Annotated in this window: 27 protein-coding genes; 14 read left to right on the top strand and 13 right to left on the bottom strand. The window is 68.4% G+C overall.

Going from position 1 to position 24,940, the window contains the following annotated elements:
* The 4 genes from CF8_RS21065 to CF8_RS13210 form a co-directional block, all read left to right on the top strand.
* Positions 1-2,617 (top strand): Ig-like domain repeat protein (locus CF8_RS21065; protein WP_198016850.1); only part of this gene is annotated, 2,617 nt, incomplete at its 5' end.
* A 36-nt stretch (positions 2,618-2,653) separates the two neighbouring features.
* Positions 2,654-3,280, top strand: coding sequence for a GNAT family N-acetyltransferase (locus CF8_RS13200; protein ID WP_010833607.1), 627 nt, complete (start codon positions 2,654-2,656; stop codon positions 3,278-3,280).
* Positions 3,281-3,333: 53 nt separating this feature from the next.
* Positions 3,334-3,642 carry a hypothetical protein gene (locus tag CF8_RS13205; protein WP_156887225.1) on the top strand — a complete coding sequence of 103 codons (309 nt, stop codon included), beginning with the start codon at positions 3,334-3,336 and terminating at the stop codon, positions 3,640-3,642.
* Entirely contained in the window at positions 3,633-4,439 is an 807-nt protein-coding gene (locus CF8_RS13210) for an HTTM domain-containing protein (RefSeq protein ID WP_084622874.1), read from the top strand. The genes CF8_RS13205 and CF8_RS13210 overlap by 10 nt, the downstream gene beginning before the upstream one ends.
* Positions 4,440-4,636: 197 nt before the next feature.
* Here CF8_RS13210 and trpD read toward each other — a convergent pair whose 3' ends face one another.
* The 3 genes from trpD to CF8_RS13225 form a co-directional block, all read right to left on the bottom strand.
* Positions 4,637-5,665, bottom strand: coding sequence for an anthranilate phosphoribosyltransferase (gene trpD / locus CF8_RS13215; protein ID WP_010833610.1), 1,029 nt, complete (start codon positions 5,663-5,665; stop codon positions 4,637-4,639).
* Positions 5,666-5,727: 62 nt separating this feature from the next.
* Positions 5,728-6,162 carry an Rv3143 family two-component system response regulator gene (locus tag CF8_RS13220; RefSeq protein ID WP_010833611.1) on the bottom strand — a complete coding sequence of 145 codons (435 nt, stop codon included), beginning with the start codon at positions 6,160-6,162 and terminating at the stop codon, positions 5,728-5,730.
* 1 nt (position 6,163) lies between these two features.
* Positions 6,164-7,087, bottom strand: coding sequence for a cytochrome c oxidase assembly protein (locus tag CF8_RS13225; RefSeq protein ID WP_232211511.1), 924 nt, complete (start codon positions 7,085-7,087; stop codon positions 6,164-6,166).
* Between the two features lie 76 nt (positions 7,088-7,163).
* On the opposite strand from CF8_RS13225, the gene ctaE reads away from it, so the two are divergent.
* The 4 genes from ctaE to qcrB are packed head-to-tail and all read left to right on the top strand — an operon-like array spanning position 7,164 to position 11,546.
* A complete protein-coding gene (gene ctaE / locus CF8_RS13230) occupies positions 7,164-7,805 on the top strand; it encodes an aa3-type cytochrome oxidase subunit III (protein ID WP_036491008.1) in 642 nt (213 codons plus the stop codon).
* A 41-nt stretch (positions 7,806-7,846) separates the two neighbouring features.
* A complete protein-coding gene (qcrC, locus tag CF8_RS13235) occupies positions 7,847-8,734 on the top strand; it encodes a cytochrome bc1 complex diheme cytochrome c subunit (RefSeq protein ID WP_156887226.1) in 888 nt (295 codons plus the stop codon).
* Complete coding sequence (qcrA, locus tag CF8_RS13240) at positions 8,731-9,798, top strand: cytochrome bc1 complex Rieske iron-sulfur subunit (protein ID WP_010833615.1); 1,068 nt, start codon at positions 8,731-8,733, stop codon at positions 9,796-9,798. Before qcrC ends, qcrA begins: the two co-directional genes overlap by 4 nt.
* On the top strand, positions 9,795-11,546 hold the full coding sequence (qcrB, locus tag CF8_RS13245) for a cytochrome bc1 complex cytochrome b subunit (RefSeq protein WP_010833616.1): 1,752 nt from the start codon (positions 9,795-9,797) through the stop codon (positions 11,544-11,546). Before qcrA ends, qcrB begins: the two co-directional genes overlap by 4 nt.
* 339 nt (positions 11,547-11,885) lie before the next feature.
* Here the strand turns inward: qcrB and CF8_RS13250 are convergent, their stop codons facing one another.
* The 4 genes from CF8_RS13250 to ctaC form a co-directional block, all read right to left on the bottom strand.
* A complete protein-coding gene (locus CF8_RS13250) occupies positions 11,886-13,070 on the bottom strand; it encodes a L,D-transpeptidase (protein WP_010833617.1) in 1,185 nt (394 codons plus the stop codon).
* 119 nt (positions 13,071-13,189) lie between these two features.
* Positions 13,190-13,588 (bottom strand): cytochrome c oxidase subunit 4, encoded by a 399-nt coding sequence (locus tag CF8_RS13255; RefSeq protein ID WP_010833618.1) that lies wholly within the window; start codon positions 13,586-13,588, stop codon positions 13,190-13,192.
* Positions 13,585-15,273 carry an aa3-type cytochrome oxidase subunit I gene (gene ctaD, locus CF8_RS13260; protein ID WP_084623107.1) on the bottom strand — a complete coding sequence of 563 codons (1,689 nt, stop codon included), beginning with the start codon at positions 15,271-15,273 and terminating at the stop codon, positions 13,585-13,587. Before ctaD ends, CF8_RS13255 begins: the two co-directional genes overlap by 4 nt.
* A gap of 68 nt (positions 15,274-15,341) precedes the next feature.
* Positions 15,342-16,259, bottom strand: coding sequence for an aa3-type cytochrome oxidase subunit II (gene ctaC, locus CF8_RS13265; RefSeq protein WP_051204217.1), 918 nt, complete (start codon positions 16,257-16,259; stop codon positions 15,342-15,344).
* Between the two features lie 139 nt (positions 16,260-16,398).
* Here ctaC and CF8_RS13270 point away from each other — a divergent pair, with 139 nt between their 5' ends.
* The gene (locus CF8_RS13270) at positions 16,399-17,496 is read left to right on the top strand and encodes a cysteine desulfurase family protein (protein WP_010833621.1); all 1,098 of its coding nucleotides are present in this window, start codon (positions 16,399-16,401) and stop codon (positions 17,494-17,496) included.
* A complete protein-coding gene (locus CF8_RS13275) occupies positions 17,493-17,729 on the top strand; it encodes a sulfurtransferase TusA family protein (protein ID WP_010833622.1) in 237 nt (78 codons plus the stop codon). Before CF8_RS13270 ends, CF8_RS13275 begins: the two co-directional genes overlap by 4 nt.
* 22 nt (positions 17,730-17,751) lie before the next feature.
* Here CF8_RS13275 and CF8_RS13280 read toward each other — a convergent pair whose 3' ends face one another.
* Positions 17,752-18,738 (bottom strand): carbohydrate kinase family protein, encoded by a 987-nt coding sequence (locus tag CF8_RS13280; protein WP_036491013.1) that lies wholly within the window; start codon positions 18,736-18,738, stop codon positions 17,752-17,754.
* A 107-nt stretch (positions 18,739-18,845) separates the two neighbouring features.
* Here CF8_RS13280 and CF8_RS13285 point away from each other — a divergent pair, with 107 nt between their 5' ends.
* The gene (locus CF8_RS13285) at positions 18,846-19,088 is read left to right on the top strand and encodes a hypothetical protein (RefSeq protein WP_010833624.1); all 243 of its coding nucleotides are present in this window, start codon (positions 18,846-18,848) and stop codon (positions 19,086-19,088) included.
* A gap of 66 nt (positions 19,089-19,154) precedes the next feature.
* Here CF8_RS13285 and erpA read toward each other — a convergent pair whose 3' ends face one another.
* Complete coding sequence (gene erpA / locus CF8_RS13290) at positions 19,155-19,517, bottom strand: iron-sulfur cluster insertion protein ErpA (protein ID WP_010833625.1); 363 nt, start codon at positions 19,515-19,517, stop codon at positions 19,155-19,157.
* Between the two features lie 82 nt (positions 19,518-19,599).
* Complete coding sequence (locus CF8_RS13295; protein WP_036493118.1) at positions 19,600-20,682, bottom strand: glycerate kinase family protein; 1,083 nt, start codon at positions 20,680-20,682, stop codon at positions 19,600-19,602.
* A 90-nt stretch (positions 20,683-20,772) separates the two neighbouring features.
* Here CF8_RS13295 and CF8_RS13300 point away from each other — a divergent pair, with 90 nt between their 5' ends.
* From CF8_RS13300 to CF8_RS13310, 3 genes are read left to right on the top strand one after another with little or no spacing between them, the layout of a single operon-like run.
* Positions 20,773-21,660 (top strand): GNAT family N-acetyltransferase, encoded by an 888-nt coding sequence (locus CF8_RS13300; protein ID WP_010833627.1) that lies wholly within the window; start codon positions 20,773-20,775, stop codon positions 21,658-21,660.
* Positions 21,661-21,692: 32 nt separating this feature from the next.
* Positions 21,693-22,865, top strand: a complete 1,173-nt coding sequence (gene nadA / locus CF8_RS13305) for a quinolinate synthase NadA (RefSeq protein ID WP_010833628.1) — start codon at positions 21,693-21,695, stop codon at positions 22,863-22,865.
* Positions 22,858-23,208 (top strand): zinc ribbon domain-containing protein YjdM, encoded by a 351-nt coding sequence (locus CF8_RS13310; protein ID WP_010833629.1) that lies wholly within the window; start codon positions 22,858-22,860, stop codon positions 23,206-23,208. The genes nadA and CF8_RS13310 overlap by 8 nt, the downstream gene beginning before the upstream one ends.
* Positions 23,209-23,214: 6 nt before the next feature.
* Here the strand turns inward: CF8_RS13310 and CF8_RS13315 are convergent, their stop codons facing one another.
* The 3 genes from CF8_RS13315 to htpX are packed head-to-tail and all read right to left on the bottom strand — an operon-like array spanning position 23,215 to position 24,936.
* Complete coding sequence (locus tag CF8_RS13315) at positions 23,215-23,442, bottom strand: hypothetical protein (protein ID WP_010833630.1); 228 nt, start codon at positions 23,440-23,442, stop codon at positions 23,215-23,217.
* A gap of 8 nt (positions 23,443-23,450) precedes the next feature.
* Positions 23,451-24,023 (bottom strand): PspA-associated protein PspAB, encoded by a 573-nt coding sequence (pspAB, locus tag CF8_RS13320; protein WP_036491016.1) that lies wholly within the window; start codon positions 24,021-24,023, stop codon positions 23,451-23,453.
* A gap of 4 nt (positions 24,024-24,027) precedes the next feature.
* Complete coding sequence (gene htpX / locus CF8_RS13325) at positions 24,028-24,936, bottom strand: zinc metalloprotease HtpX (RefSeq protein WP_010833632.1); 909 nt, start codon at positions 24,934-24,936, stop codon at positions 24,028-24,030.
* Between the last annotated feature and the right edge of the window lie 4 nt (positions 24,937-24,940).

Raw genomic sequence — 24,940 nt, forward strand, 5'->3', positions numbered from 1 at the left:
GAGCCTCCATCAGACCCGGGGCGATTCAACTTCCTACACGCCGGTCGATCTCGAACTCAAGCCCGCCGACGGGCCTTTCACCTGGCGGTTGTCAGCGCTCGAAGCCGGCGGGCGGTCGTCTGCCCTCGTCTCCAACACCTTCAACGTCTCGGGCACGACCCCGACGTCAGGAGCCCCCGCGCTGACCGCGCTTTCGGGGCGTGCCTCCGACCCGGCAACGATGCGTGCACCTTCGCTGACGTGGGAACCGTTGGCTGGCGCTTCGTACTACCGCGTGTCGATCGGAGACGACGACGGGACGAACTTCTACTGGATCCCGACGTCGGACGAGTCGTTCGACAAGAAGTCCTACTTCCCGGCCTTCACCGAGACCGGCAAACGGGTGCTCCGTCCAGGCGCGTACAAGTGGGTGGTCGAGGCCTACGACGCCACCAACCTGCCGATCGGCGTGTCAGCGGTCAATGTGTTCCGGATCGCAAATTTCCCCGCGGTCACCGGGCAGACCATCGCCCTCGACGGCAAGACGCTCGATGCCGGGGCCGGATGCGACCTCGCGTTGGTCGACGCTGGCGCCTTCTGTGACGGCGTTCCTGCGACGCCCGTCCTGTCCTGGGACCAGTCCCTCGGCATGTCGTCCTACGTGGTCTACACCTCCCAAGACGCCAACTTCACGAACCTGACCGAGCTGACCCGGATTCCGAACACCTGGAACACCCGCTACGCGTTCACGTTCAGCAACAAGCAGCCCGCCCTCCCCGACAACGAGTCCGGAGTGCCCTATTACTGGCACATCCGCCCCTGCAAGGCGATCGCGGTTTGTGGGCCCGATCCGGTCAGCGCGTCCACGAGTAGGGCAACCAACGCGTTCCTCAAGACGTCGCCCAAGGTGGCGCTGTCCTCTCCGGGCGACACCGCCCCGGTCGACACCCACGAGGTCACCTTCGACTGGGCCGACTACTTCGACACGAACCAGTCAGTGCAGTGGCAGATCGAGAAGAGTCCTCAAAGCGGCAAGTGGTATCGGCTTCAGGTTGACGACAACAGCAACTTCTCGACTCCGATCGACGACATCAAGGTGGACCAGAGCACTTACACCGCCTTCACCAAGCTCTACCCCGAAGGCACGTTGCACTGGCGCGTCGGTGCCATCGATGGCGCTGACAATGAGCTCAACTGGTCGCAGCCGCGCACCTTCGTCAAGTCCAGCCCCCGACTCGCGCTCACGTCACCGCTGCCTGGCTCGACCGTGTCCGGCGTGACGCCCTTCAGGTGGGACTCTCAGGCCTTCGCCAGTGAGTATGTCGTCGAGGTCTACAAGGACGAGGACACCACGTTCTCGACCACAAATCGGATGTTCTCCGCGAAGGTGAGGACCGCGGCGTACGCCTGGACATCACCGCTGCCCCCCAGCCCCAAGCCCTACGTCTGGCGCGTTCGACGTATCGACTCGAACGGCAATGAAGGCCCGTGGTCCACCACCGGAAGGTTCACCGTCGATGGCGGCACGCTTACGCTGGCCTCACCCGCCGACGGCGCCGCTCAGCCGCCGAACGGTCCGGTGATGGCGTGGAATCCGCTGCTCGGTGCGGCGAAGTACCGGGTGGAGATCTTCGCCCTCGCCACGGGCCAGAACCAGACTCCTGTGACCACAGTGGCAACGTCGTACGCCCCGACGAGCATCTTCGCGACGGGAACCTATCGGTGGAGCGTGACGGCTCTCGACCCCAACAACAATGCGCTGACCACAGCCGCCAGGACATTCACCGTCGATGCGGGACTGACGGCGACATCGCCTCCCGCGATCGCGGCGCCCGTCAGCTCTGCGATCGGGCAGACATTGACGAGCACCCCTCCTGTGTGGAATCAGCCGGATGTGTCGAACGTCTACCAGTGGCTGCGCGACGGTAGTCCGATCAGCGGCGCGACGTCATCGACGTACACCATGGTCGCCAGCGACTACACGAAGCAGATCTCGCTGCGCGTCACTGGGAAGAAGCCCGGATACACCGATGGGGTCACCATCAGCAATGCCATCGGCGTCACCGCCGGTGGGGCGCTGCAAAACACCTCACCGCCGACGATCTCCGGCAGCGCCATCGTCGGCAGCAGCCTCATGACGACCGCTGGCACTTGGTCCGAAGCATCACCTGTCCTTCGGTATCAGTGGCTGCGTGCCGGTGCGCCGATCCCCAACGCCAAGTCGAGTTCCTACAGGCTGACGACAGAGGATGCCGGCAAGGGCATCTCAGTGACGGTCTTCGCCTCGAAGACCGGTTTCAACGAGGGGTCGGCCTCCACGGCGCCGGTGACGGTCGCGCGGCTGACGTCGACCACTGTCGCCACCCTCTCCAGGACACGGGTCAAGCCCGGCAAGCGGGTGAAGATCGGCATCACCGTCACCGTTCCGGGTGTCGCCGGGCCCGTAGGCATGATCAAGGTGTTCGACGGCGCGAAGAAGTTGAAGACACTGACGTTGGTGAGCGCCCGGGACGGAAAGATCGGTTGGCGGCTTCCCAAGCTGAAGAAGGGCAAGCACAAGATCAAGGCCGTGTATCTGGGCAACAACTCGACCGCAGGTTCCAAGTCGAAGCGAATCAAGCTCTACGTCGTCAGGTAGCCCCACGCACGATCCCGCCGCACGTACGCTCCGTACGTGACCTGGATCGGCAACCACTGGCTCGACATCCTCGGCTGGGGCGGCAGTGCACTGCTGGTGTACTCCCTGCTCCAGTCGAGGGTGCTCAGGCTGCGCGTCCTCAACCTCGCGGCGTGCCTGATCCTCACGGTGTTCAACTGGGCCCTCGAGGTCTGGCCGATGGTCGGCATGAACCTCGTCCTGTCCGCGATCAACCTGTGGTTCATCTTCTCGCTGCTGCGCGACCGCCACGATGAGGCGGCGTTCCAGGTGCTGCAGGTGCGAGGGGATGACGAATACCTGCGTCATGTAATCCGGGTGCATGCCGCCGACATCCTGCGGTTCAACCCTGACTTCGTCCACGATCCGTCGGCGGAGGGCTTGGACTCGTTCCTCGTCACACGTGGCGACGAGACCGTCGGTGTCGTGCTGCTGAGGGCGGCCGGCGACACCGCGCACGTCCTGCTCGACTACGTCACGCCGCGCTACCGCGACTTCTCGCCGGGCGAGTTCGTCTGGCGCCGGAGCGGGCTGCTCAGCGACCAGGGCTATCGCCGTGTCGTCACCTCTCCCGCCATGGTCGCCCCCTACTACGACAGGGTGGGCTTTCGCCGCGAGGGCGAGTCCTTCGTCCTCGATCTCTGACCGGGTCTGGTCAATCTCGGGACACGGGCAACCAGATCCAGCACGATTGACCCGTGTCGCGAAGGTCGAAGGTGTTGCTGGCGGTGATCGCGGCGCAGGTCGCGGTCCCTGCCGTCGCGCTCGGCCTCGCCCCCGCTCCGTTCGGGTTCCAGATGTATGCCGGCACCGGCTGGACGCAGGTCGAGGTCACGCGCCACGACGGATCCACCATGCAGATCCACCCCACCGGTCTCGTCGCGAACTATCGCGCCGAGATCGACTGGACACGGCGGCTGCCTGAGCGCATCTGCGAGAGCGACAGCGCCATTGCCGCTGTCACCGTGAGGCGCTGGCGCGAGGACAGGACGCTCACATGTCCCTGACACCACCCGACCCCCGGGCGATGGCGGTCTGCCGGATCCTGCTCGGCTGCGCCTTCGTGATGGATGCCCTCGAGGCCTCCGGGATCCTCCTGCGCATCGAGCAGGGCAGGCTGGCGGTGCCCGGCCCGCTGCCCCTGCCGATCACCGACACGACCATCCAGGCGTGGACCCTGCTCAGTGTCATCGCCGGGGCCATGGTGTTCGCGGGAGTGGTCACCGAGGCGGCCGCTGCGGCCGCCGCGGCGCTGGCGGTCCTCGCCCTGGCGTGGGACCAGCAGGTGTACAGCAGCCACCTGTGGCTCACGACCCTGCTCCTGACCTACCTGGTCTTCTCGAAGTCCGACTCCCGTTGGTCCGTGCGTGCCGCACTGCTCGGCAGACGGGACGCGGTGCCTGCGTGGCCGGCGCTGCTGATGGTGACCCAGCTGTCGGTGTGCTACTTCTTCGCCGGGTTGTCGAAGCTCAACCCCTGGTGGCTGGCCGGCGACGAGCTGCGGCCGACCGTGCGTCTCGACCTGCCCGGCGCCGGGTTCACCGTGCTCGCCGCGCTCGTCATTGCGACGGAGGTCTTCATCGCGACCGGCATGTGGTTCCGGCGAACGCGGCTGCTGGCGATCGGGACCGGTGTGCTGCTGCACGCCAGCATCGTGGCGCTGATGTACAAGCCGTTGACCCTGGTCGCCTTCACGTTCGCGTGCCTCGCGGTCTACCCCCTGATGGTGTCCGCTCCGTTCGTCCGCTCCCGCGATCGTGACGCGCGCCGAGCAGCCGATGCACGCGACGCCGTGCTGAGGTAGTACTCGCCGTTCCCCACGACAGGGGTTGTGCCCCGCTACGTCGCGAGCCAGCATGAGACGCCTGACCGGAGGTGTCCATGTTCCGCACGAGGTGGCTGAGCAACAACCGCATCATCGTCGGCATCTTCGTCGTCCTGGCGATCCTCAACGCCTACGCGATGTCCCACGGCTACTACCTCTGACGCCGCGTCACGCTCTCAGCGCGATGACGCCTCGACCCAACGCTCCAGGCTGGCGAGCGCGGCACCGGAGTCGATGGCATCGGCTGCCTTGGCCAAGCCGGTGGCGAGCGCGTCCATCGGCTCGCCCGCCGGGTCGTCGTACACAGCGAGCGCTGCACCGGCGTTGAGCACGACCGCGTCGCGGACCGCACCCTTCTCCCCCGCCATCACCCGGCGGACGACCTCGGCGTTGTGGGCGGCATCCCCACCCCGGAGGTCCTCGATGGTCGCGCGCGCGAGCCCAAGGTCGGCCGGCTCGACCGTGCTCACGACCACCTCGCCCGCGTGCACCGCCCACAGGGTCGAGGTCGTGGTCGTGGTGAGCTCGTCGAGCCCGTCGTCGCCGCGCACGACCCAGGCGTCCACGCCCCGCGCGGCGAACACGCCGGCCATCACCGGCGCCTGAAGGGCGTTGGCGCAGCCGATCGCCTGTGCCGCCGGGCGGGCCGGGTTGGTCAACGGGCCCAGCAGGTTGAAGCTGGTGGCGATGCCGAGCTCGCGGCGGGGCACAGCGGCGTAGCGCATGGCCGGGTGGAATGCGGCTGCGAAGCAGAACGTGATGCCTGCTTCGGTAGCGACCTCGGCGACCCGGTCGACCGGCAGGTCGAGACGGATCCCCAGCACCTCGAGCACGTCCGCCGAGCCGGACTGCGAGGACGCCGAGCGCGAGCCGTGCTTCACGACGGTGGCGCCCGCACCCGCGGCGACGATCGCGGCCATGGTCGAGATGTTGACCGACCTGGACCGATCACCACCGGTGCCGACAATGTCGAGCAACCTGCCCGGGACTGTGATCCGGTTGCCGGCGTCGAGCATCGCGTCAGCCAGGCCGGTGACCTCTTCGATCGTCTCGCCCTTGGCGCGCAACGCGACGGCGAAGCCAGCGATCTGCGCCGGCGTGGCCTCGCCGGCGAGCAGCTGGGCCATCGCCCAACCCGTCTGGTCCGACGTCAGGTCGTCGCCGGCGACCAGCGAGGAGAGGACGTCAGGCCAGGTGTGCGTCATGCGGGCGAGTCTCCCAGACGCCGAGGTACCTCAACCGGTCCGTCTCGCCGACCGTCACAGGCTCAGGCGGTGGTCGCCGGCACTCGCGCGCGCAGCAGCGAGACGACGGCCTCGGCGAGCTGCATCGGGTCGATCGGGTGCGGCACGGCCGCCTCGGCCCGCGACCACGTCGCCAGCCAGGCGTCCTGCGGACGACCGGTCAGCACCAGCACCGGCGGGCACTGGTAGATCTCGTCCTTGAGCTGCTTCGCGATGCCCATGCCACCGGCGGGGACCGCTTCTCCGTCGAGGATCGCCAGGTCGATGTGGCCGGCGTCCATGTTCTGGATCACGACCGGCTCGGTCGCGACCTCGACGTACTCGAGCTCGGGCAGGTCGGGATGCGGCCGACGACCCAGGGCGAGGATGACCTGCTGACGGGTGTCGATGTCGTCGCTGTAGACGAGGACCTTCAGGGCAGCGCGTTCCGATGACGTGGTCTGGCTCACGTTCGGCATGCTATCCCTCGCGGTCGGCCCGCGCCGCACGTGCCTCCATCAGGTCCAGCCGCCGGTCCTCGCGCACTGCCTCCTTCATCGAGGACCGCACCCACTGCACGAACAGCACGACGAAGAACACCAGACCGATCAGGTCGCCCGCGCCCCAGAGGATCCCGCCGGCGAGGTGCTGGTCCTCGAGCGCCGACGGGAGCCAAGACGCCATCGGTCCCTCCCGCAGCGCGAGGTAGTGCTCCTCCCCCAGCAGCGTGGTCTGGCCCATGATCGTCACGCCGAGGAACGCGTGGAACGGCAGCGTCATCACGGTCAACAGGACCCGGAACGGGTAGCCGACGCGACCGGGCAGCGGATCGATCCCCATCAGGGGCCAGAAGAACAGCGCGCCGACCGTCACGAGGTGGACGTGCATCATCTCGTGCACGAACGGCGAGGCCAGCGAGGCGGCGTACCACCCGGAGAAGTAGAGCGCCCACGGCGAGATGGCGTAGAGCAGGAACGTCAGCGGCGGGGAAGAGAGCACCTTCGCCACCCGTGAGTGGAGTACGGCGAGGAGCCAGCGCCGCGGTCGTGGCGGGAGCGTGCGCAGGGCGAGCGTGACGGGGGCGCCGAGCGCGAGGGACAGCGGCACCAGCATCGACAAGATCATGTGCTGCACCATGTGCACGCTGATCAGGGTGGTGTCGTAGCGCCCGATCCCCGAGGCCGTGGCGAAGAAGAACGACCCCATGCCGGCGACCACGAAGGCGAGCGTGCGACCGATCGGCCAGGCGTCCCCGCGGCGGCGCAGCACGGCCACGCCGACGAGGTAGAGCCCCGCGATCCAGATGGTCAGGACGAAGGGCAACGGATCGATTCCCCAGTCGGTGAACACGCGTCCGACGGTGAACCGCTCGAGGTTCGGATCACTCTGCAACGCTGCACTCACCACGGTGTGAACAATATGACGCCCAAAGTGAGGGGGTCGGGGTGCCCTCGGCAACGGCTACCGACATAATGAGCACGTGGCGACAGCACAAGCGACGATTCCGGCATCCCGACTGCACGGGCACCACGATCGACCGAGCATGGTCAGCGTGGGCACGATCATCTGGCTCTCCAGTGAGCTGATGTTCTTCGCAGCCCTCTTTGCGTCCTATTTCACGATCAGGGCCGTGAGCCCTGACCTCTGGGCGCAGGAGACACAGCTGCTCAACGTGCCCTTCTCGACGGCCAACACCATCATCCTGGTGCTGTCCTCGGTGACCTGCCAGCTCGGCGTCTTCGCCGCGGAGCGCGGCCAGGTCGGGCGCAAGGGCTCGGTCCTCAACGTCGGCGGCTGGGGCCTGCGTGAGTGGTTCATCCTCACGTACATCATGGGCGCCGTCTTCATCGGTGGCCAGGCGCTGGAGTACGCCGAGCTGATCCACGAGGGCATGACGATCCCGAGCTCTGCCTACGGCACGATGTTCTACCTCACCACCGGCTTCCACGGCATCCACGTGACCGGCGGTCTGATCGCGTTCCTCTTCGTCCTCGGACGCACTTATCTCGCACGTCGCTTCACCCACGAGCAGGCCGTGACCGCCATCGTCGTGTCCTATTACTGGCACTTCGTCGATGTCGTGTGGATCGGGCTGTTCGCCACGATCTACCTCATCAAGTAGCCCCCAAAAGCGACACCTCCCGGACAGTCAGGATTCTCCAAGTGCGTTTGTTGAACCGCTCCGCAGGTCGGATCTCCCGGCACCGCCGCGGACCCGTCGCGGGTCTGGCCGTGCTTCTCCTCGGCCTGCTCATGACTGGTGGCCTCTACACAGTCTTCGCCCCCGCCCAGGCCCAGAAGGCCCAGAGCGACACCGAGCTCATCGAGGAGGGGCGCAAGCTCTTCCTCGTCGGTTGCGCCTCGTGCCACGGCGAGAACGGCGAGGGCATCGCCACCGTCCGCGACGGCTACCTCAAGGGCCCCTCGCTCGTCGGTGTCGGCGCGGCCGCCGTCGACTTCCAGGTCGAGACCGGACGCATGCCCATGGCCCAGCCCGGCCAGCAGGCGCCCCGCAAGGAAGCTGCCTACAGCGCCGAGGAGACGGCCGCGCTGGCGGCGTACGTCGCGTCGCTGGCCCCCGGACCGGCAATCCCGTCCGAGGCGGACTACTCGATCGACGGACTGTCCGAGGAGGAGCGCGAGGAGGCGATCGTGCGCGGTGGTCAGATCTTCCTGACCAACTGCACTGCCTGCCACAACTTCAACGGCTCCGGCGGCGCCATGCCGCGCGGCGGCTACGCCCCCTCGCTGAAGGGTGTCGAGAGCAAGCACATCTACGAAGCGCTGCTGACCGGCCCGCAGGCCATGCCCAACTTCAGCAACGGCAACCTCTCCCCCGAGGAGAAGCGCGACGTCATCGCCTACCTCCGCAGCCTCGAGACCACCCCTGAGTACGGCGGTTTCGGACTCGGCGGCCTCGGCCCCGTCTCCGAGGGCCTGTTCGCCTGGCTCTTCGGCATCGGCGGTCTCGTCGGCTTCGCCGTGTGGATCGCCGCTCACACCACCCGCACCTCCAAGACCCACCCGATCGAAGAAGGGGCAGAGGCATGACCGACTCGCACGACCACACGCCCGCCGTCGTGGAAGAGCCGATCGCCAACCCCGGTCTGCCGGCGCACCAGTGGCGCCCCACCGACCTCGACGAGCGCGCCGCCAAGCGCGCCGAGCGACAGGTTGCCGGCTTCTTCGGCCTCTCGATGGTCTGCGCGATCCTGTTCGTGGTCGCCTACTTCACCCTCGAGATCGGTGACAACTTCGACACCTTCATCGGGCTGGGCGCCTCCACCGTCGCCCTGGGCCTGGCTCTCGGTGGCGCGCTGCTGTTCATCGGCATCGGCATCATCCAGTGGGCCCGCAAGCTCATGGGTGACCACGAGATCTCCGAGCTGCGCCACCCGGCGGCCTCCAGCGACGCGGACCGCGAGGCCACCCTCGAGGCCCTCTCGCTCGGCATCGAGGAGTCCGGCATCGGCCGTCGACCCCTCGTGCGCAACACGCTCCTCGGCGCCATGGGCATGATGGGCCTGCCGGCCGTCGTGCTGCTGCGCGACCTCGGACCGACCAACGCGCAGGTCGCCGACGCCGAGAAGGGCACCGGACTCCAGCACACCATCTGGAAGAAGGGCATGCGCGTCGTGCGCGACGTGGTCGGCACCCCGATCAAGGCTTCCGAGCTCGAGATCGGTGACCTCGTCAACGCCGCCCCCGAGGCGCTCTTCCCGACCGAGGCCAACGGCTACCCCGAGATCGAGGGTGTCGAGCTGCAGGTCCAGAAGGCCAAGGGCGCGATCATCATCGTCAAGATGGAGCCCGACGAGATCAAGGCCGGCGAAGGCCGCGACAACTGGACCGTCGACGGCGTCATCTGTTACTCCAAGATCTGCACCCACGTCGGTTGCCCGATCTCCCTGTACGAGCGGACCACGCACCACGTCCTCTGCCCGTGCCACCAGTCCACGTTCGACCTGGCCGACAGCGCCAAGGTCATCTTCGGTCCTGCGCACCGCCCTCTCCCCCAGCTGCCCCTGGCAGTCGACGAGGAGGGCTACCTCATCGCACAGGCCGACTTCAACGAGCCCATCGGGGCTAGCTACTGGGAGCGTGAGAAGCAATGAGTCTCGACACGAGCAAGGTGGCGAACTCCAACCGCGCCACCGCTGCAACACCTGCCAAGCCCTCCAAGCTCGGCGGCGTCGCCGGCTGGGCAGACGAACGTCTGGGCCTGGCCACCATGGCGAAGAAGAACCTTCGCAAGGTCTTCCCGGACCACTGGTCGTTCATGCTGGGCGAGATCGCCCTGTGGAGCTTCGTCGTCCTGCTCCTCTCGGGTGTCTTCCTCACGCTCTGGTTCAACCCGAGCATGGGCGAGGTCCACTACGAGGGCTCCTACGACCAGCTGCGCGGCATCGAGATGTCGGAGGCCATGGCCTCCACTCTCAACATCTCCTTCGACGTGCGCGGCGGCCTGCTGATGCGCCAGATGCACCACTGGGCGGCCATGCTCTTCATCGCCGCGATGATGGTGCACCTCCTCCGCGTTGCCTTCACCGGCGCCTTCCGCAAGCCGCGTGAGGTCAACTGGGTGATCGGCTGCGTCCTGCTGCTGCTCGGCACGCTCGAGGGCTTCACCGGCTACTCGCTCCCCGACGACCTGCTCTCCGGCACCGGCGTCCGCGCCGCGGACGGCTTCTTGAAGGCCACCCCGGTCGTCGGCAGCTACATGTCGTTCTTCCTCTTCGGCGGCGAGTTCCCCGGCGATGCGATCATCCCGCGCCTCTACATCATCCACGTGCTGCTGATCCCGGGCCTGCTGCTCGGCCTGATCGCCGCTCACATGCTGCTGCTCGTCTACCACAAGCACACGCAGTGGGCCGGCCCCGGCCGCACCGAGGAGAACGTCGTCGGCTTCCCGATGCTCCCCGTCTACGCCGCGAAGGCCGGTGGCTTCTTCTTCATCGTCTTCGGCGTCTCGGCCATCATGGGCGGCCTGCTGACGATCAACCCGGTCTGGAAGTTCGGCCCCTACGACCCGACCAAGGTCACCGCGGGCTCCCAGCCTGACTGGTACATGGGCTGGCCCGACGGCCTGCTGCGGATCATGCCCGGCTGGGAGTCGGTCCTCTTCGGCTACACCATCTCCTGGAACGTCATGATCCCGATCCTGATCGTGCCGCCGCTGATGCTGATGGTGCTGATCATGCTGCCCTTCATCGAGGCCTGGATCACCGGCGACAAGCGCGAGCACCACCTGCTCCAGCGCCCGCGCAACGCGCCGACCCGCACGGCCGTCATGGTGTCCCTGATGACGTTCTACGGCCTCGCCTGGGCCGCAGGCGGCAACGACATCATCGCGATCAAGCTCAACGCGAGCATCAACCAGATCACCTACTTCATGCGAGTGGCGGTCTTCGTCGGTCCCGCGATCGCCTTCTTCGTGACTCGCCGCTGGTGCATCTCGCTGCAGCGCCACGACAACGAGAAGCTGCTCCACGGCTACGAGACCGGCGTCATCATGCGCTCCACCGAGGGTGGCTATACCGAGCGGCACCTGCCGATCAGCGAGGCTTCGGCCTACACCCTCACGGCGCGCGAGCGCGACGAGATCTACACCGTCGACGGCGACACCGACGCCAACGGCGTCGTGGCCCCGGGCTCCCGGGTCCAGGCCGTTCGGGCCTCGTTGTCGCAGAAGATGTTCGGTCACAACGTGCAGAAGCCGACCGCCGAGGAGCTCGAGGAGGCGCACCACCACGCCGAGCACGAGCACGTCCTGGAGGCGGGTCTCGACCACCCGGCCGACGGACACCAGTTCGACGGGCACAGCGACCACACGGTCGAGGACGCACCGCTGCGCGGTCACTGACCCACCGCTCCACCCACTGGCCCGGCTCTCTCGAGAGCCGGGCCAGTGGCATTTCGGGGTGGCGGCCCCTCCCCCGGGCAGCCCCTGGAGCTCGCGGCACACCGCCTGCCGCCTGCATGGTGGCGGCACCTCGCAAGCTCGGCCGGGGTTTCGGCGCAAGGTGCCGCCACCCCCGCAGAGCCAGCCACGACGGTGGCGGCAGATCACGAGTGCGAAGGCCACGCGGAGGCAAAGTGCCGCCACCCCAGGAGACAGCCGGCAAGGTGCCGCCACTTCACGAGTGCGCCTCCCCCGTCGGGTGCCGCCACCACGCCGCTCTGAGCCAGCGGCGGGTCGACCTCAGCTGAGGGCGGAGCCCGCCTTGTACGACGCGAAGTCGGCGTTCCAGTCGCCGTACCCGTTCTCGAGGGTCATCCAGCGGTCGGTGCCGGTGTACTCGACGACGTCGCCACGCTTGGTCATGGCGTAGAGCCAGGCGGCGTTCTCGGTGGACAGGCCGGTGCAGCCGTGGGAGACGTTGGCGGAGCCCTGCGAGCCGACCGACCACGGGGCGGCGTGGATGAACTCACCGCTGCTGGTCACCCGCATCGCCCACTGGACGTCGTCGATGTCGTAGGCCTCGGGGTCGTTGCTGGCGATGCCGACGGTCTCGGAGTTCATCCTCTTCTCGGCGAACTTCTCCATGATGACCTTGGTGCCGGAGCGGGTGGTGAAGCCGGCCTTCCCCGTGGTGATCGGGATGGTCCGGACCAGCGCGCCGTTGGTGAAGACCTGCATCTGGTGGGACGCCGCGTCGACCTTGTAGACGTTGGCGTCGCCGACGTGGAAGTCGATCACCCGGCTCTCCTGGCCGTAGATGCCGTTGCCGGCCGGGATCGAGTTGAGGTCGAGGTCGACCGAGACGTCCGTGCCGGCCTGCCAGTAGGTCTTCGGTCGGAACCGCACCTCGTAGTCGTTGAACCAGTGCCACGAGCCTGCCTGCGCCGGCGTGCTGGTCACCGTCATGTGCCGCTCGAAGGCGGCCTTGTCGCTCACCGGGAGGTCGAACCTGACTGCGACCGGCATCCCGACGCCCACCGTCTCGCCGGCCAGCGGCGCGACGGAGGGGTAGGCCTGCTGGTCGAGCGTGAGGTCCTCGGTGTGGAACCGCAGCTGCTTGGTGACGACCTGGCCGTCATTGCGCTCGGCCTTGGCCCGCGCGACGTAGTCGGTGCCGGGCTCGAGCCGCGAGGCGAGCCTCCAGGTCTGCCCGTCGCGGTCGCCGTCGAGCTTCGTCCCGTCGCTGGCGAGGAGCGTGAGGGTCTTGAGGGTGCCGTCGACCAGCTTGAACCGCAACGGTGCAGCGATGGGTACGGCGCCCAGGTCCGCGGCACTGGCGGTGAGCCGGACCGGGACGACCGGAGCGGACTGCTCCGACTCCTCGGCCCCGCCACGGATGTCGTCGAGCCCCTCGGCCACGTCGCAGGCCGCGGGGGAGGCGGTCAGCAGAAGTGACGCACCGATGACGCTGAGACGTGCAGACATGTACGCGCTACCCCCGTGAAGACCGACGATCGGTCCTCAGGGTAACCCTGCGGCCGCAACGCGACCCAGTTCTGGACGTCGTGGTGACGTGGACTACGTCACCACGACGCCACCGAGGATCAGTGCGCGTGCTCGCCGCGGTAGTACTCGAAGATCCAGCCGCTGAGCGTCACCATGCCGATGACGCCACCGATGATGAACAGCCACCAGGCAGCCATCGCGGTCGCGAAGACGACGGTGCCGAGCGCCAGGGCGCACCACAGCGGCCACCACGAGTAGGGCGGGAAGAAGCCCAGCTCGCCCGCGCCGTCGGCGATCTCGCCGTCCTTGCGGTCCTCGGGACGAGGGTCCATCCGGGCGGCGTGCACGCCGAGGTAGACCGAGACCATCAAGGTCAGCAGCGTCGTCATCGTGAGGGCCGACGTGCCGGTCCAGTCGTAGGTGATCAGCCAGTAGGCCGGCGTGACCAGGACCAGGAAGACGGTGCAGATGACGAACAACCATGCTTCGTTCTTCATCGGGCGTCTCCCTCGGTGTCGATGTCGTTGTCGATGCGGTCGTTGAGCATGGCCTCGCGGCCCTCGACCTCAGGCGCGTCAGCGAGGTCGCCGCGGCGCTCCACGTCGTTCTCGTGCAGCTCAAGCATCGCGATCTCCGGGTGGTGCAGGTCGAAGGCCGGCGACTCGGAGCGGATGCGCGGGATGGTGACGAAGTTGTGACGCGGCGGCGGGCAGCTGGTGGCCCACTCCAGGGAGCGGCCCCAGCCCCACGGGTCGTCCACGTCGACGAGCGGCGCGTTGCGCGAGGCGAAGACGTTGTAGAGGAACGGCAGCGTCGAGGCACCGAGCAGGAAGGCACCGATCGTGGACACCTGGTTGAGCGAGGTGAACCCGTCCTCGGGCAGGTAGTCGGCGTAGCGACGGGGCATGCCCTCGACACCGAGCCAGTGCTGGACCAGGAAGGTGGTGTGGAAACCGACGAAGAGCAGCCAGAAGTGCAACTTGCCGAGGCGCTCGTTGAGCATCCGGCCGGTCATCTTGGGCCACCAGAAGTAGAACCCGGCGAACATCGCGAACACCACGGTGCCGAACACGACGTAGTGGAAGTGCGCGACCACGAAGTAGGAGTCGGACACGTGGAAGTCGAGCGGCGGGCTGGCCAGGATGACGCCCGTGAGTCCACCGAACAGGAAGGTCGTCAAGAAGCCGATCGACCACAGCATCGGGGTGTCGAAGGACAGAGATCCCCCCCACATCGTGCCGATCCAGTTGAAGAACTTCACGCCTGTCGGTACGGCGATGAGGAATGTCATGCCGGAGAAGAACGGCAGGTCCACGGCGCCCGTGACGAACATGTGGTGCGCCCACACGGCGACCGAGAGGATCGCGATGCCGAGCGTGGCGCCGACCAGGCCGACGTAGCCGAAGAGCGGCTTGCGGCTGAAGACCGGGAGGATCTCGGACACGATGCCGAAGAACGGCAGCGCGATGATGTAGACCTCCGGGTGACCGAAGAACCAGAAGAGGTGCTGCCACAGGATCGGCCCGCCGTGGACGGGGTCGAAGACGTGGGCGCCGAAGAGGCGGTCGGCCTCGAGCGAGAGCAGCGCGCCAGCGAGGATCGGGAACGCGATCAGCACGAGCAGCGAGGTGATCAGCGTGTTCCACACGAAGATCGGCATCCGGAACATGGTCATGCCGGGTGCGCGCATGCAGATGATCGTGGTGATGAAGTTGACGGCACCGAGGATCGTGCCGAGACCGGCCATCCACAGACCCATGATCCACAGGTCACCACCGACACCGGGCGAGCGCACGGCATCGGACAGCGGCGTGTAGGCGAACCAGCCGAAGTCGGCGGCACCGGCCGGGGTCAGGAAGCCGGAGGCAGCGATCAGGCCGCCGAACAGGAACAGCCAGTAGCTGAACATGTTCAGGCGCGGGAACGCCACGTCGGGCGAGCCGATCTGCAGCGGCATGATCACGTTGCCGAAACCGAAGAACAGCGGCGTCGCGAACAGCAGCAGCATGATCGTGCCGTGCATGGTGAAGAGCTGGTTGTAGAGCTCGTCGTTGACGACCTGGTTGCCCGGGAACGCCAGCTCGGAGCGGATCAGCATGGCCATCAGGCCGCCGACCATGAACCACCCGAACGAGGTGATGAGGTACATCTTGCCGATCAGCTTGTGATCGGTCGTGGTCATGATCCGGACCAGCTGCTGGCCCAGCGTCTTGCCAGCAGGCGTTGCGGTGGTCGCCGCAGTCGCGGTGCTCACTCGTGGCCCCCTTCAGTGTCGTCGTGGAGCCCGGCCACGGTGCGGGCGTTGGCGCCGCCGAGCAGCGGGGCGTCGGACTCGGCGCCCTGCTCGGCCAGACCTGCGAGATAAGCGTCGTAGTCAGCCTGGCTGACGACCTTGACGTCGAAGAGCATCCGCGAGTGGTCGACACCGCAGAGCTCGAAGCACTTGCCGTTGTAGTCGCCGATCACGGTCGGCGTGGCCTGGAACTTGTTGATCCGGCCGGGCACGACGTCCATCTTCATCAAGAAGGCGTCGATGCCGAAGGAGTGGATGACGTCCGGAGAGTGCAGGTTGAACTGGATCCGCTGGTCGACCGGCAGGATCAGCGTCGGACGCGAGTCACCGTCGCCCACCGTGTAGACGTAGTCGTCGTAGCGGTAGTCGTTGTCGGTGTAGTTGGGCGTGGCCGGCCCGGTGGGCTCGCCGACGCCGTGGTTGAAGGTCCACTGCCACTGCTGGCCGACGACCTCGATGGTCACGTCGGGCTCGGGCTCGATCTCGATCATCTCGTTCTGGACGTTGACGGTCCAGTAGAAGAAGACGATCACCATCATGATCGGCGCGATCGTGTAGAAGATCTCGAGCGGCAGGTTGTAGCGCGTCTGCACCGGGATCTCGTCGTCGCTGCGGCGGCGGTACTTCACCACGACCCAGAAGATCAGCGCCCAGACGATGGCACCGGTGATCATCGCGGCCACCCAGGACCACTTCCACAGCTCGAAGGTGTGGGGCGCCTGGGCCGTCGCTGGCTCCGGCATCGCGAGCCGCGCGATCTGGTCCTTGTCAGCAGCATCGCATGCGCTCAGGAAGAGCAGGGTCGCTGCGATCAGCGCACCCATGGCAAGCCGGCGCACCGGCGCGGCTGCACGTTTGGGGAGTTGCAGACCCACGAACGAGCCTCTCTCTAGGTCCAGTCTCGACACGAGCGAAGACTATCGTCATTCAGGTCCGGTGGCGGTGGCGGGTCGGGTGTCGAGCCGCTCACGTTCCCGGGGGCGCCGATCACCGTCGATGGTCTACGTTCGGCGCGTGAGCAAGGATATCGACGCCGCGTCCTCGACGCCCTTGCACCCGGCGGCGCGCGAGGCGTTCCTGGCCGCCCTGGATCGGGGGTACGCCGATCCGCGGCGCCTGCACGCCACGGCCCGCGACGCCCGCCTCCTGCTGGACAACGCGCGCGAGGCCACGGCCGACGCCCTCGCCGTACGACCCGACGAGGTGTCCTTCACGGCCACCGGCACCGAAGCCGTGCACCGGGGGCTGCTGGGGCTGGCCTACCGCGGGCTGCGCGACGGGCTGCCGATCGTCCACACGGCCGTCGAGCACTCCGCCGTCCTGCACGCCGCCCGCTGGGGCGGCACTCCCCTGCCGGTCGCGGTCGACACCGCGGGCCACGTCGACCTGGCGCAGCTGCCCTCGACGGCTGCGGTGGTCGCGGTCCAGAGCGCCAACCACGAGGTCGGCACCCTCCAGCCCGTCGCCGAGGCCGGCGCGCAGACCGGCGCGCCGCTCTTCATGGACGCCTGCGCCTCGATGGGCCGGCTCCCCCTCCCCCAGGGCTGGTCGGCCGCGGCCGGCTCCGCGCACAAGTGGGGCGGGCCGGCCGGTGTCGGCGTGCTGCTGGTGCGCAAGGGCGCCCGGTGGCGCAACCCCTTCCCCGGCGACGACCGGGTCGACGAGCGGACCTCCGGCTTCGAGAACGTCCCCGCGATCCTCGCGGCCGCGGCGTCGCTCCAGGCCGTGGTGGCCGAGCGCGACGAGGTCAACGCCCGCCAGCACGCACTCATCGCCCTGGTGCGCGCCCGCGTCGCCGCGGAGGTGCCGGACGTCCAGGTCGTGGGTGATCCGGACGACCGGCTCCCCCACCTCGTCACGTTCTCGTGCCTGTACGTCGACGGCGAGGCGCTCGTCCACGAGCTGGATCGGCGCAGCTTCGGGATCGCGAGCGGGTCGGCCTGCACGTCCTCGACCCTGGCGCCGAGCCACGTCCTGGAGGCGATGGGGGTGCTGACCCACGGCAACGTGCGGGTCTCGCTCCAGCGCGACACCACGCGTGAGCAGGTCGAGGCTTTCTGCGACGTGCTGCCCGAGGTCGTCCGCGAGCTGCGAGCGAGGGTGGGACTGTGACCGAACCCGTCGTCGAGCTGGACTGTCGGGAGCTGCGCTGCCCGATGCCGGTCATCGAGCTGGCCAAGCACCTCACCGACGTCGAGGTGGGCCAGCTCATCGGCGTGGTCGCCCACGACGTGGCAGCACGCGTCGACGTACCGGCCTGGTGTCGCCTGCGCGAGCAGGAGTACGCCGGGGAGGACACCGCGTCCGACGGCGCGCCTCGTTATCTGGTCCGGCGACTCAGCTAGTCACAGGACCGGAGCGACCTCGTCAGGGGTGCAGCGTGACGAGGTGCGGTTCGAAGTCCGCGGTCGCGTCGGCGCCGTACGTCGCAGTGCAGCGCTCGAGGAAGGCCGCGCGCGACAGGACGTACTCCTGGGTGCCGACCTGCTCGACGACGTAGACCGCGAGCAGGCAGCCGAGCTGGGCCGCGCGCTCGTGGGAGAGGCCCCAGCCGAGAGCGGCCAGGAAGCCGGCGCGGAACGCGTCGCCGACACCGGTGGGCTCGACCTTCTCGATCTCCGGGACGGCGGCGACGGTGATGGACTCCGCGCCCTCGCGGTCGATGCGGACGCCCTCGGCGCCGAGCGTGACGACCCAGGTGCCGACGCGGGAGAGGACGTCCTCGACCGACCAGCCGGTCTTCTGGGTGATGAGGTTGGCCTCGTACTCGTTGGAGAAGAGGATCTCGGCGCCGTCGATCAGCGGCCGGATCATGTCGCCGTCGCCGAAGGCGAGCTGCTGCGAGGGGTCGGCGACGAACTTGTAGCCGCGCTGGCGGCACTCGTCGGTGTGGCGGAGCATCGCCTGCGGGTCGTCGGGGCCGATCAGCACGAAGTCCGGGTCACCGACGCGGTCGGCGATCGGCTTCAGCTCGATCTCGCGGGCCTCGCTCATGGCGCCGGGATAGAAGCTGGCGATCTGCGCGTGCGCGCTGTCGTTGGTGCAGACGAAGCGCGCGGTGTGCCGCGTCTCGGAGACGTGCACCGACTCGCAGTCGACGTTGTGGCGCTCCAGCCAGGCGCGATATTCCGCGAAGTCCTCGCCGACGGCACCCACGAGCACGGGCGTCAGACCGAGGTTGCCGAGGCCGAAGCAGATGTTGGCGGCGCAGCCGCCGCGGCGCACCTCGAGGTCCTCGACGAGGAAGGAGACCGACAGCTTGTCGAGCTGGTCGACGACGAGGCTGTCGGAGAACTTGCCCGGGAAGGACATCAAATGGTCGGTCGCGATGGATCCGGCAATGAGAAGAGGCACGGCGGAACAGTACCCGCGCGCGCGTCTGCGCCCACATCGTTGAGCCCTCGAAAACTACCGATCGGTACGACGTGGGCTACGCACGAGTAGCCGTTAGCGTCCTTGGCATGACGCCTCGCACTCCTGCCTCGCACCTGGTCCACGACGAGCTGTCGCCGACCCCGGAGATGGCTGCCGACTGCCGCGCCCTCGGCGCGAACCTCCACCTCGAGCGGGTTGCCCGGGCGGCGGTGGAGACCCCGCCCAGCCTCCACTTCGCGGACTTCCCCAGCGACGTACCCAAGCGCGAGATCCAAGTAAGCGAAGCCGCCGCCCGGATCGCCAACGCGCTCCACCTGCATCTCGACTGAGCCCTCCCAGGTGTCGAGACACGACAAAGGCCCCCGTCCATCGGACGGGGGCCTTTGTGTCGTCGATCAGTGGAACGAGTCTCCACACGCGCACGAGCCCGTGGCGTTGGGGTTGTCGATCGTGAAGCCCTGCTTCTCGATCGAGTCGACGAAGTCGATCTGCGCACCGTTGAGGTAGGGGACGCTCATCCGGTCGACGACCACCGTCACGCCGTCGAAGTCGGTGGTGACGTCGCCGTCGAGGGTGCGCTCGTCGAAGAAGAGCTGGTAGCGCAGGCCGGAGCAGCCACCAGGCTGCACGGAGATGCGCAGGGCCAGGTCGTCGCGACCCTCCTGCTCGAGGAGGCTCTTGACCTTGGACGCTGCGACATCGCTCAGGTTGATCTGGTCGGTGCGGCGGTCAGTGGTCGTCTCGAGCTGCTCGGTCATTGGTGCTCCCAAAAGATTGTCGGGCGGTTGCCTGGCTCAATCCTCGCACATCAGCGGTTATTCCCCGACCCGTTGTGACGCATCAGCGAGACCAGGTGCGAGCGGTCCGCTGCGCGAGCTCGGCGAGGGCACCGGAGGGGTCGGCGAACGCCCGCTCCTCCCCCACCAGGTCGACGAGGGAGTAGGCCGACTCGATGCCCAGCGCCCGCATCTCCCGCGAGCCGACGAGCACCTGCCCGGCGAGCGCGATGCAGGGGCGCAACGCCTCGGCGGCGATCCCCGCGACGCCGTACGGCACCTTGCCCGAACGGCTGGAGAAGTCGAAGGCGCCCTCGCCGGTGATGACGAGGTCGGCCCGTCGTGCCCGCGCCGCCAGCCGCACGTGCTGCGCGACCAGCTCGATCCCCGGCTCCCGGGTGGCGCCGAGGGCGAGCAGCGCGAAGCCGATGCCGCCGGCGGCACCGGCGCCCTTCTCGAGGGAGGTACGGCGATCGGTGGCTGCCGCGAACTTCTCGAGGACGCCGTCGATCTCGACGATCCGGTCCTCCGCGATGCCCTTCTGCGGGCCGAAGGTCTTGGTCGCGCCGAAGAGGCCGGTCAGTGGGTTGTCGACGTCGGTCGCGGCGACGAGCTCGATGCCGGCCAGGCGTTCCCGGGCCGGCCCGAGGTCGACGGTGGTGACGGTGTCGAGGGCGATGGCGCCGCTGTCGAGGATGCCGTCGGAGGTGGCCCCCAGTGCAGCCAGCACGCCGGCGCCGCCGTCGTTGGTGCCGGAGCCGCCGAGCCCGATCACGATCTTGCGGGCTCCGGACTCGATGGCCGCGAGGATCAGCTCCCCCACCCCGGAGCTGTCGCCGAGCTCGGCGCCGCCCTCCATCAGGTGGATGCCGACGGCCTGCGCGGACTCGACGTAGGCGACGTCCTCGACGAACAGGATCGTCGCAGGCACGCGCTCACCGTGCGGGGCCTCGACGGCGACGCCCAGGAGCTCCCCACCGAGGGCGGCGTGGAGCACGTCGACGAACCCCGGGCCACCGTCGGCCATCGGCGCCAGGTCGAGCACGTCATCGGGCGAGTGCCGCCCCCAGCCCTCGGCGATCGCATCGGCCGCCTCGACCGCGGTCAACGTGCCGGCGAACTTGTCGGGAGCAATCAGCACGCGCATGCCGGCCATCTTGTCGCACGTGCACACACGATCCACAGCGCGCTGCGCCACTTCGCTCGGGGTCATCGGAGTGCACGGCAGGATGGCGCCATGACGCAGGTGCTGATCCGCCCGGCCCGGGAGGCCGACCTCGAGGCGCTGAGCGCGATCACGGCGACGAGCTACCACGAGGTCGACCGGCGGACGTTCCACCGCTCCTGGCCCGACCCGGAGATCAGGCCACCGGCTCGCAACGGCCTGTGGATCGACCGCACCCGCCACACCCTCACCACCGACCCAGAGGGCTGCTGGGTCGCGGAGGTCGACGGCGAGGTCGTCGGCGGCGCCATCTCCCGCGTGCGGGAGCTGATGTGGATCCTCGCGTCGTTCGCGGTCAGGCCCGGGCTCCAGGGGCAGGGCATCGGCCACCAGCTGCTCGCTGCCGCGATGCACCACGGCCGGGGGTGCCTGCGCGGGATGCTCGCCGCGAGCGCGGATCCGGGCGCCGTACGCCGTTATCGGCTCGCGGGCTTCACGCTGCACCCCCAGATGTTCCTCACCGGGGTCGTCGACCGCGACGCGATCCCCGTCGTCGAGCGGGTCCGTGAGGGCTCCGCCGGTGACATCGACCTGCTCAACTCCATCGACCGGCAGACCCGCGGCGCCGCCCACCTCTCCGACCACGAGGTGCTGCTCGACCAGCTGCGCCTGATCGTCTGCGAGCGCACGAACGGCGCCGCCTATGCCTACGTCGACGAGACCGGCGCACCGTCCCTCCTCGCAGGCACCACGCGGCGTACGGCGACGGACGTCATGTGGGAGGCCCTCGGCTCCTCGACGCCCGGCACGACGGTCTCGGTGCACCACATCACCGCGGCCAACGAATGGGCCGTCGACGTCGGCCTGGCCGCGCGGATGTCGCTGCACCAGAGCGGCTACCTGTGTCTCAGGGGCATGAAGCCGCCGGCGCCCTACATCCACCACGGATCGCTGCTGTGAGGGCAGTGGGCCGCCCCCAATAGACTGGGGCCATGACCACCATCGACCTGCCGCTGCTCCCGCTGGGCAAGGGCCGCGACCTCACCGCAGAACGCGGCGTGGAGTGCCCGGGCGACATGCCCGCCGCCTCCGACCCGGACCTCGTGGCGCGCGCCCGCGCGGCGAAGGAAGCCCTCGGCGACCGGGTGTTCGTGCTCGGCCACCACTACCAGCGCGACGAGGTCATCGAGTTCGCCGACGTCACGGGCGACTCCTTCAAGCTCGCGCGCGACGCGGCCGGGCGCCCGGACGCCGAGTTCATCGTCTTCTGCGGCGTGCACTTCATGGCCGAGTCGGCCGACATCCTCACCGCCGACTCGCAGAAGGTGATCCTTCCCGACCTCGCCGCCGGCTGCTCGATGGCCGACATGGCGCGCCTCGGCCAGGTCGAGGACGCCTGGGACGCGATGGCCGACGCCGGCGTCCAGGACAGCATCGTGCCGGTCACCTACATGAACTCCTCGGCCGACATCAAGGCCTTCTGCGGCCGCAACGGCGGCGTGGTCTGCACCTCGTCCAACGCCGACGTCGCCCTCGAGTGGGCCTTCGAGCAGAAGCCCGACGCGAAGATCCTGTTCTTCCCCGACCAGCACCTCGGGCGCAACACCGCGGTGCTGAAGATGGGCTTCTCGCTCGACGACTGCGTCGTGTGGGACCCGCTCCAGCCCGGTGGCGGCCTCACGGCCGAGGAGCTGCAGAACGCGCGGATGATCCTGTGGAAGGGCCACTGCTCGGTGCACGGCCGCTTCACCCCGGAGGTCATCGACGCGCTGCGCGAGAAGCACGAGGGCATCAACATCCTCGTCCACCCCGAGTGCACGCACGAGGTCGTCCTCAAGGCCGACCTCGTCGGCTCGACCGAGTTCATCATCAAGACGATCGAGGCAGCCGAGCCCGGCACCACCTGGGCGATCGGCACCGAGCTCAACCTCGTCAAGCGGCTCGCCGACGCCCATCCGGACAAGAACATCGTCTTCCTCGACCGCAACGTCTGCTACTGCTCGACGATGAACCGCATCGACCTCCCCCACTTCGTGTGGGCGATGGAGTCGCTCGTCGCCGGCAACGTCGTCAACCAGATCATCGTCGACGACGAGACCGAGCAGCACGCGCTCGTCGCCCTCCAGCGCATGCTGGACCTCCCCGGAAAGTCCCACCGTGACTGACACCCTCCCGGCCTGCCCGTCCTGCGCGTCGGCCTACACCTACGAGATGGGCACGCTCCTCGTCTGTCCCGAGTGCGCCCACGAGTGGTCCCTCACCGAGGCGGCGGAGGAGGCGGCCGCGGCCGTCGTCAAGGACGCCCACGGCACCCCGCTGGCCGACGGCGACGACGTCGTCATCGTCAAGGACCTGAAGATCAAGGGCGCCGGCGGCGGCACGCTCAAGGTCGGCACGAAGGTCCGGGGCATCCGGCTCGCCCAGGGCGTCGGCGACCACGACATCGACGCCAAGGTCGACGGCTTCGGTCAGATGCAGCTCAAGTCGAGCGTGGTCAAGAAGGCCTGACGCAGGTCAGTCGAGCGGCCAGTCGGCGGCCTTCGCCGGCAGTTCCTGGAGGCTCGACGCGAGCTTGGTCGCGTTGCGCTGCACGCGCTCGAGCAGGCCCGCCAGGTCGTCGTCACTGCCCTCGGGGAGTACGTCGATGGCCAGCTCGACGGCCATCGTGATCGCTGCCACGGTGTTCTTCAGGTCGTGGGCCGCCTGCTCGGCGAACGCAACGAGCTCCTCGCGAGTGCTCATGGGGGTGCTCACAGCCCGGGCGCATTCCACAGGGCGAGCCACTTCTGCAGGTCGCGCTCCATCGGCAGCTCGGCCGCGAGGTGGTCACGCACGCTGATCTCGGTCAGGTTGTCGCGCTGGTGGGCGCCGGTGGGCGCGAAGGCGTAGAAGGTCCCGCCCTTGAAGAGGTAGACCAGCCCCACCGGTCGCTCGGCCGGGCCGGTGAAGGTCACCATCGAGCAGAGCAGGCCGGACCCGAAGCCCTGCGCCTCCAGGCTGGTGTTGACGGCGTGCAGGTCGGTGCACAGGTCGGCCAGGTTGTCGGGGTCGCCGTTGACCACCAGCCACGTGAAGCCGAAGTCGTCGCGGCTCACCTCGACCGCGGGCGCGTCCGGGTCGTCGGAGATGAGCGCCGTCATGTCGTCCTGCGTCTGGGCGAAGGCTGCGCCGGTCGCTGATCGGTAGCAGACAGCACCCTGACCGGTCGGCGTGAAGCCGGCCGCGGTCTGGAGCGTGATCGCCGCGCTCGGGACCAGGAACAGTGCGTCGAGGTTGTTGGTGACGCGCTTGTTGCGCCCGGTCACCGCATCCACCCAGCGCACGGCCTCAGCCCATCGGGCGCGCGAGCTCGGCCTGGATCCGGGCCAGCTGCTCGAGGCGCTGCTCGAGGGAGGGGTGGGTCGCCGTGAGGGTCTTCATCGAGATGCCGGCGACGGCCGGGACGATGAACAGCGAGTTGACCGCGCTGTTGGCGCGCAGGTCCTTCTGCGGGATGGCGCCGGCTCCCCCGGAGATCTTGGTCAGCGCCGAGGCGAGGGCCTGCGGCTTCATCGTGAGGTAGGCGCCCGAGCGGTCCGCACACAGCTCGCGGTAGCGCGAGAGCAGGCGGAGCAGCAGGAAGCTGACGGCGTAGACCACCAGGCTCACGAGGACGGCGACCAGGACAGCGGGCAGCCCGCCGTTGTTGCCGCGTCCCCGCGACAGACCCGTGAACTGGGCGCCCCTGGTCAGCATGCCGGCCAGGATGCCGGCCGAGGAGGCGAACGTCATGACCAGCACATCGCGGTGGGCGACGTGGCTCAGCTCGTGGGCCAGCACCGCCTCGAGCTCCTCGGCGTCGAGGAGCTGCAGGATGCCGGTGGTCACGCACACCACGGCCCGGTCGGGCGAGCGGCCCGTCGCGAAGGCGTTGGGCAGGTCCATGTCGGCGACGCCGACGCGCGGCTTGGGCATGTCGGCCAACGCGCAGAGCCGGTCGATCATCCCGTGCAGCTCGGGGGCCTCCTCGGGAGTCACCTCGCGCGCTCGCATGGCCTTCATGGCGACCTTGTCGGAGGACCACCACTGCCAGAACACCAGGCCGATGCCGGCCAGGCCGATCAGGACGACGAACGGGCCCTCGACCACGAACATCAAGGCGACGATCAGCGCCACGAACAAGGCGCCGAGCAGGAACATGACCAAGGTCATCCGGGCCGTCAGACCGGCGTCCTTGATGAAACGCGAATGCGCCACGGTC

It is taken from the genome of Nocardioides sp. CF8 (genome assembly GCF_000389985.1).
Classification (GTDB): Bacteria; Actinomycetota; Actinomycetes; order Propionibacteriales; family Nocardioidaceae; genus Nocardioides; species Nocardioides allogilvus.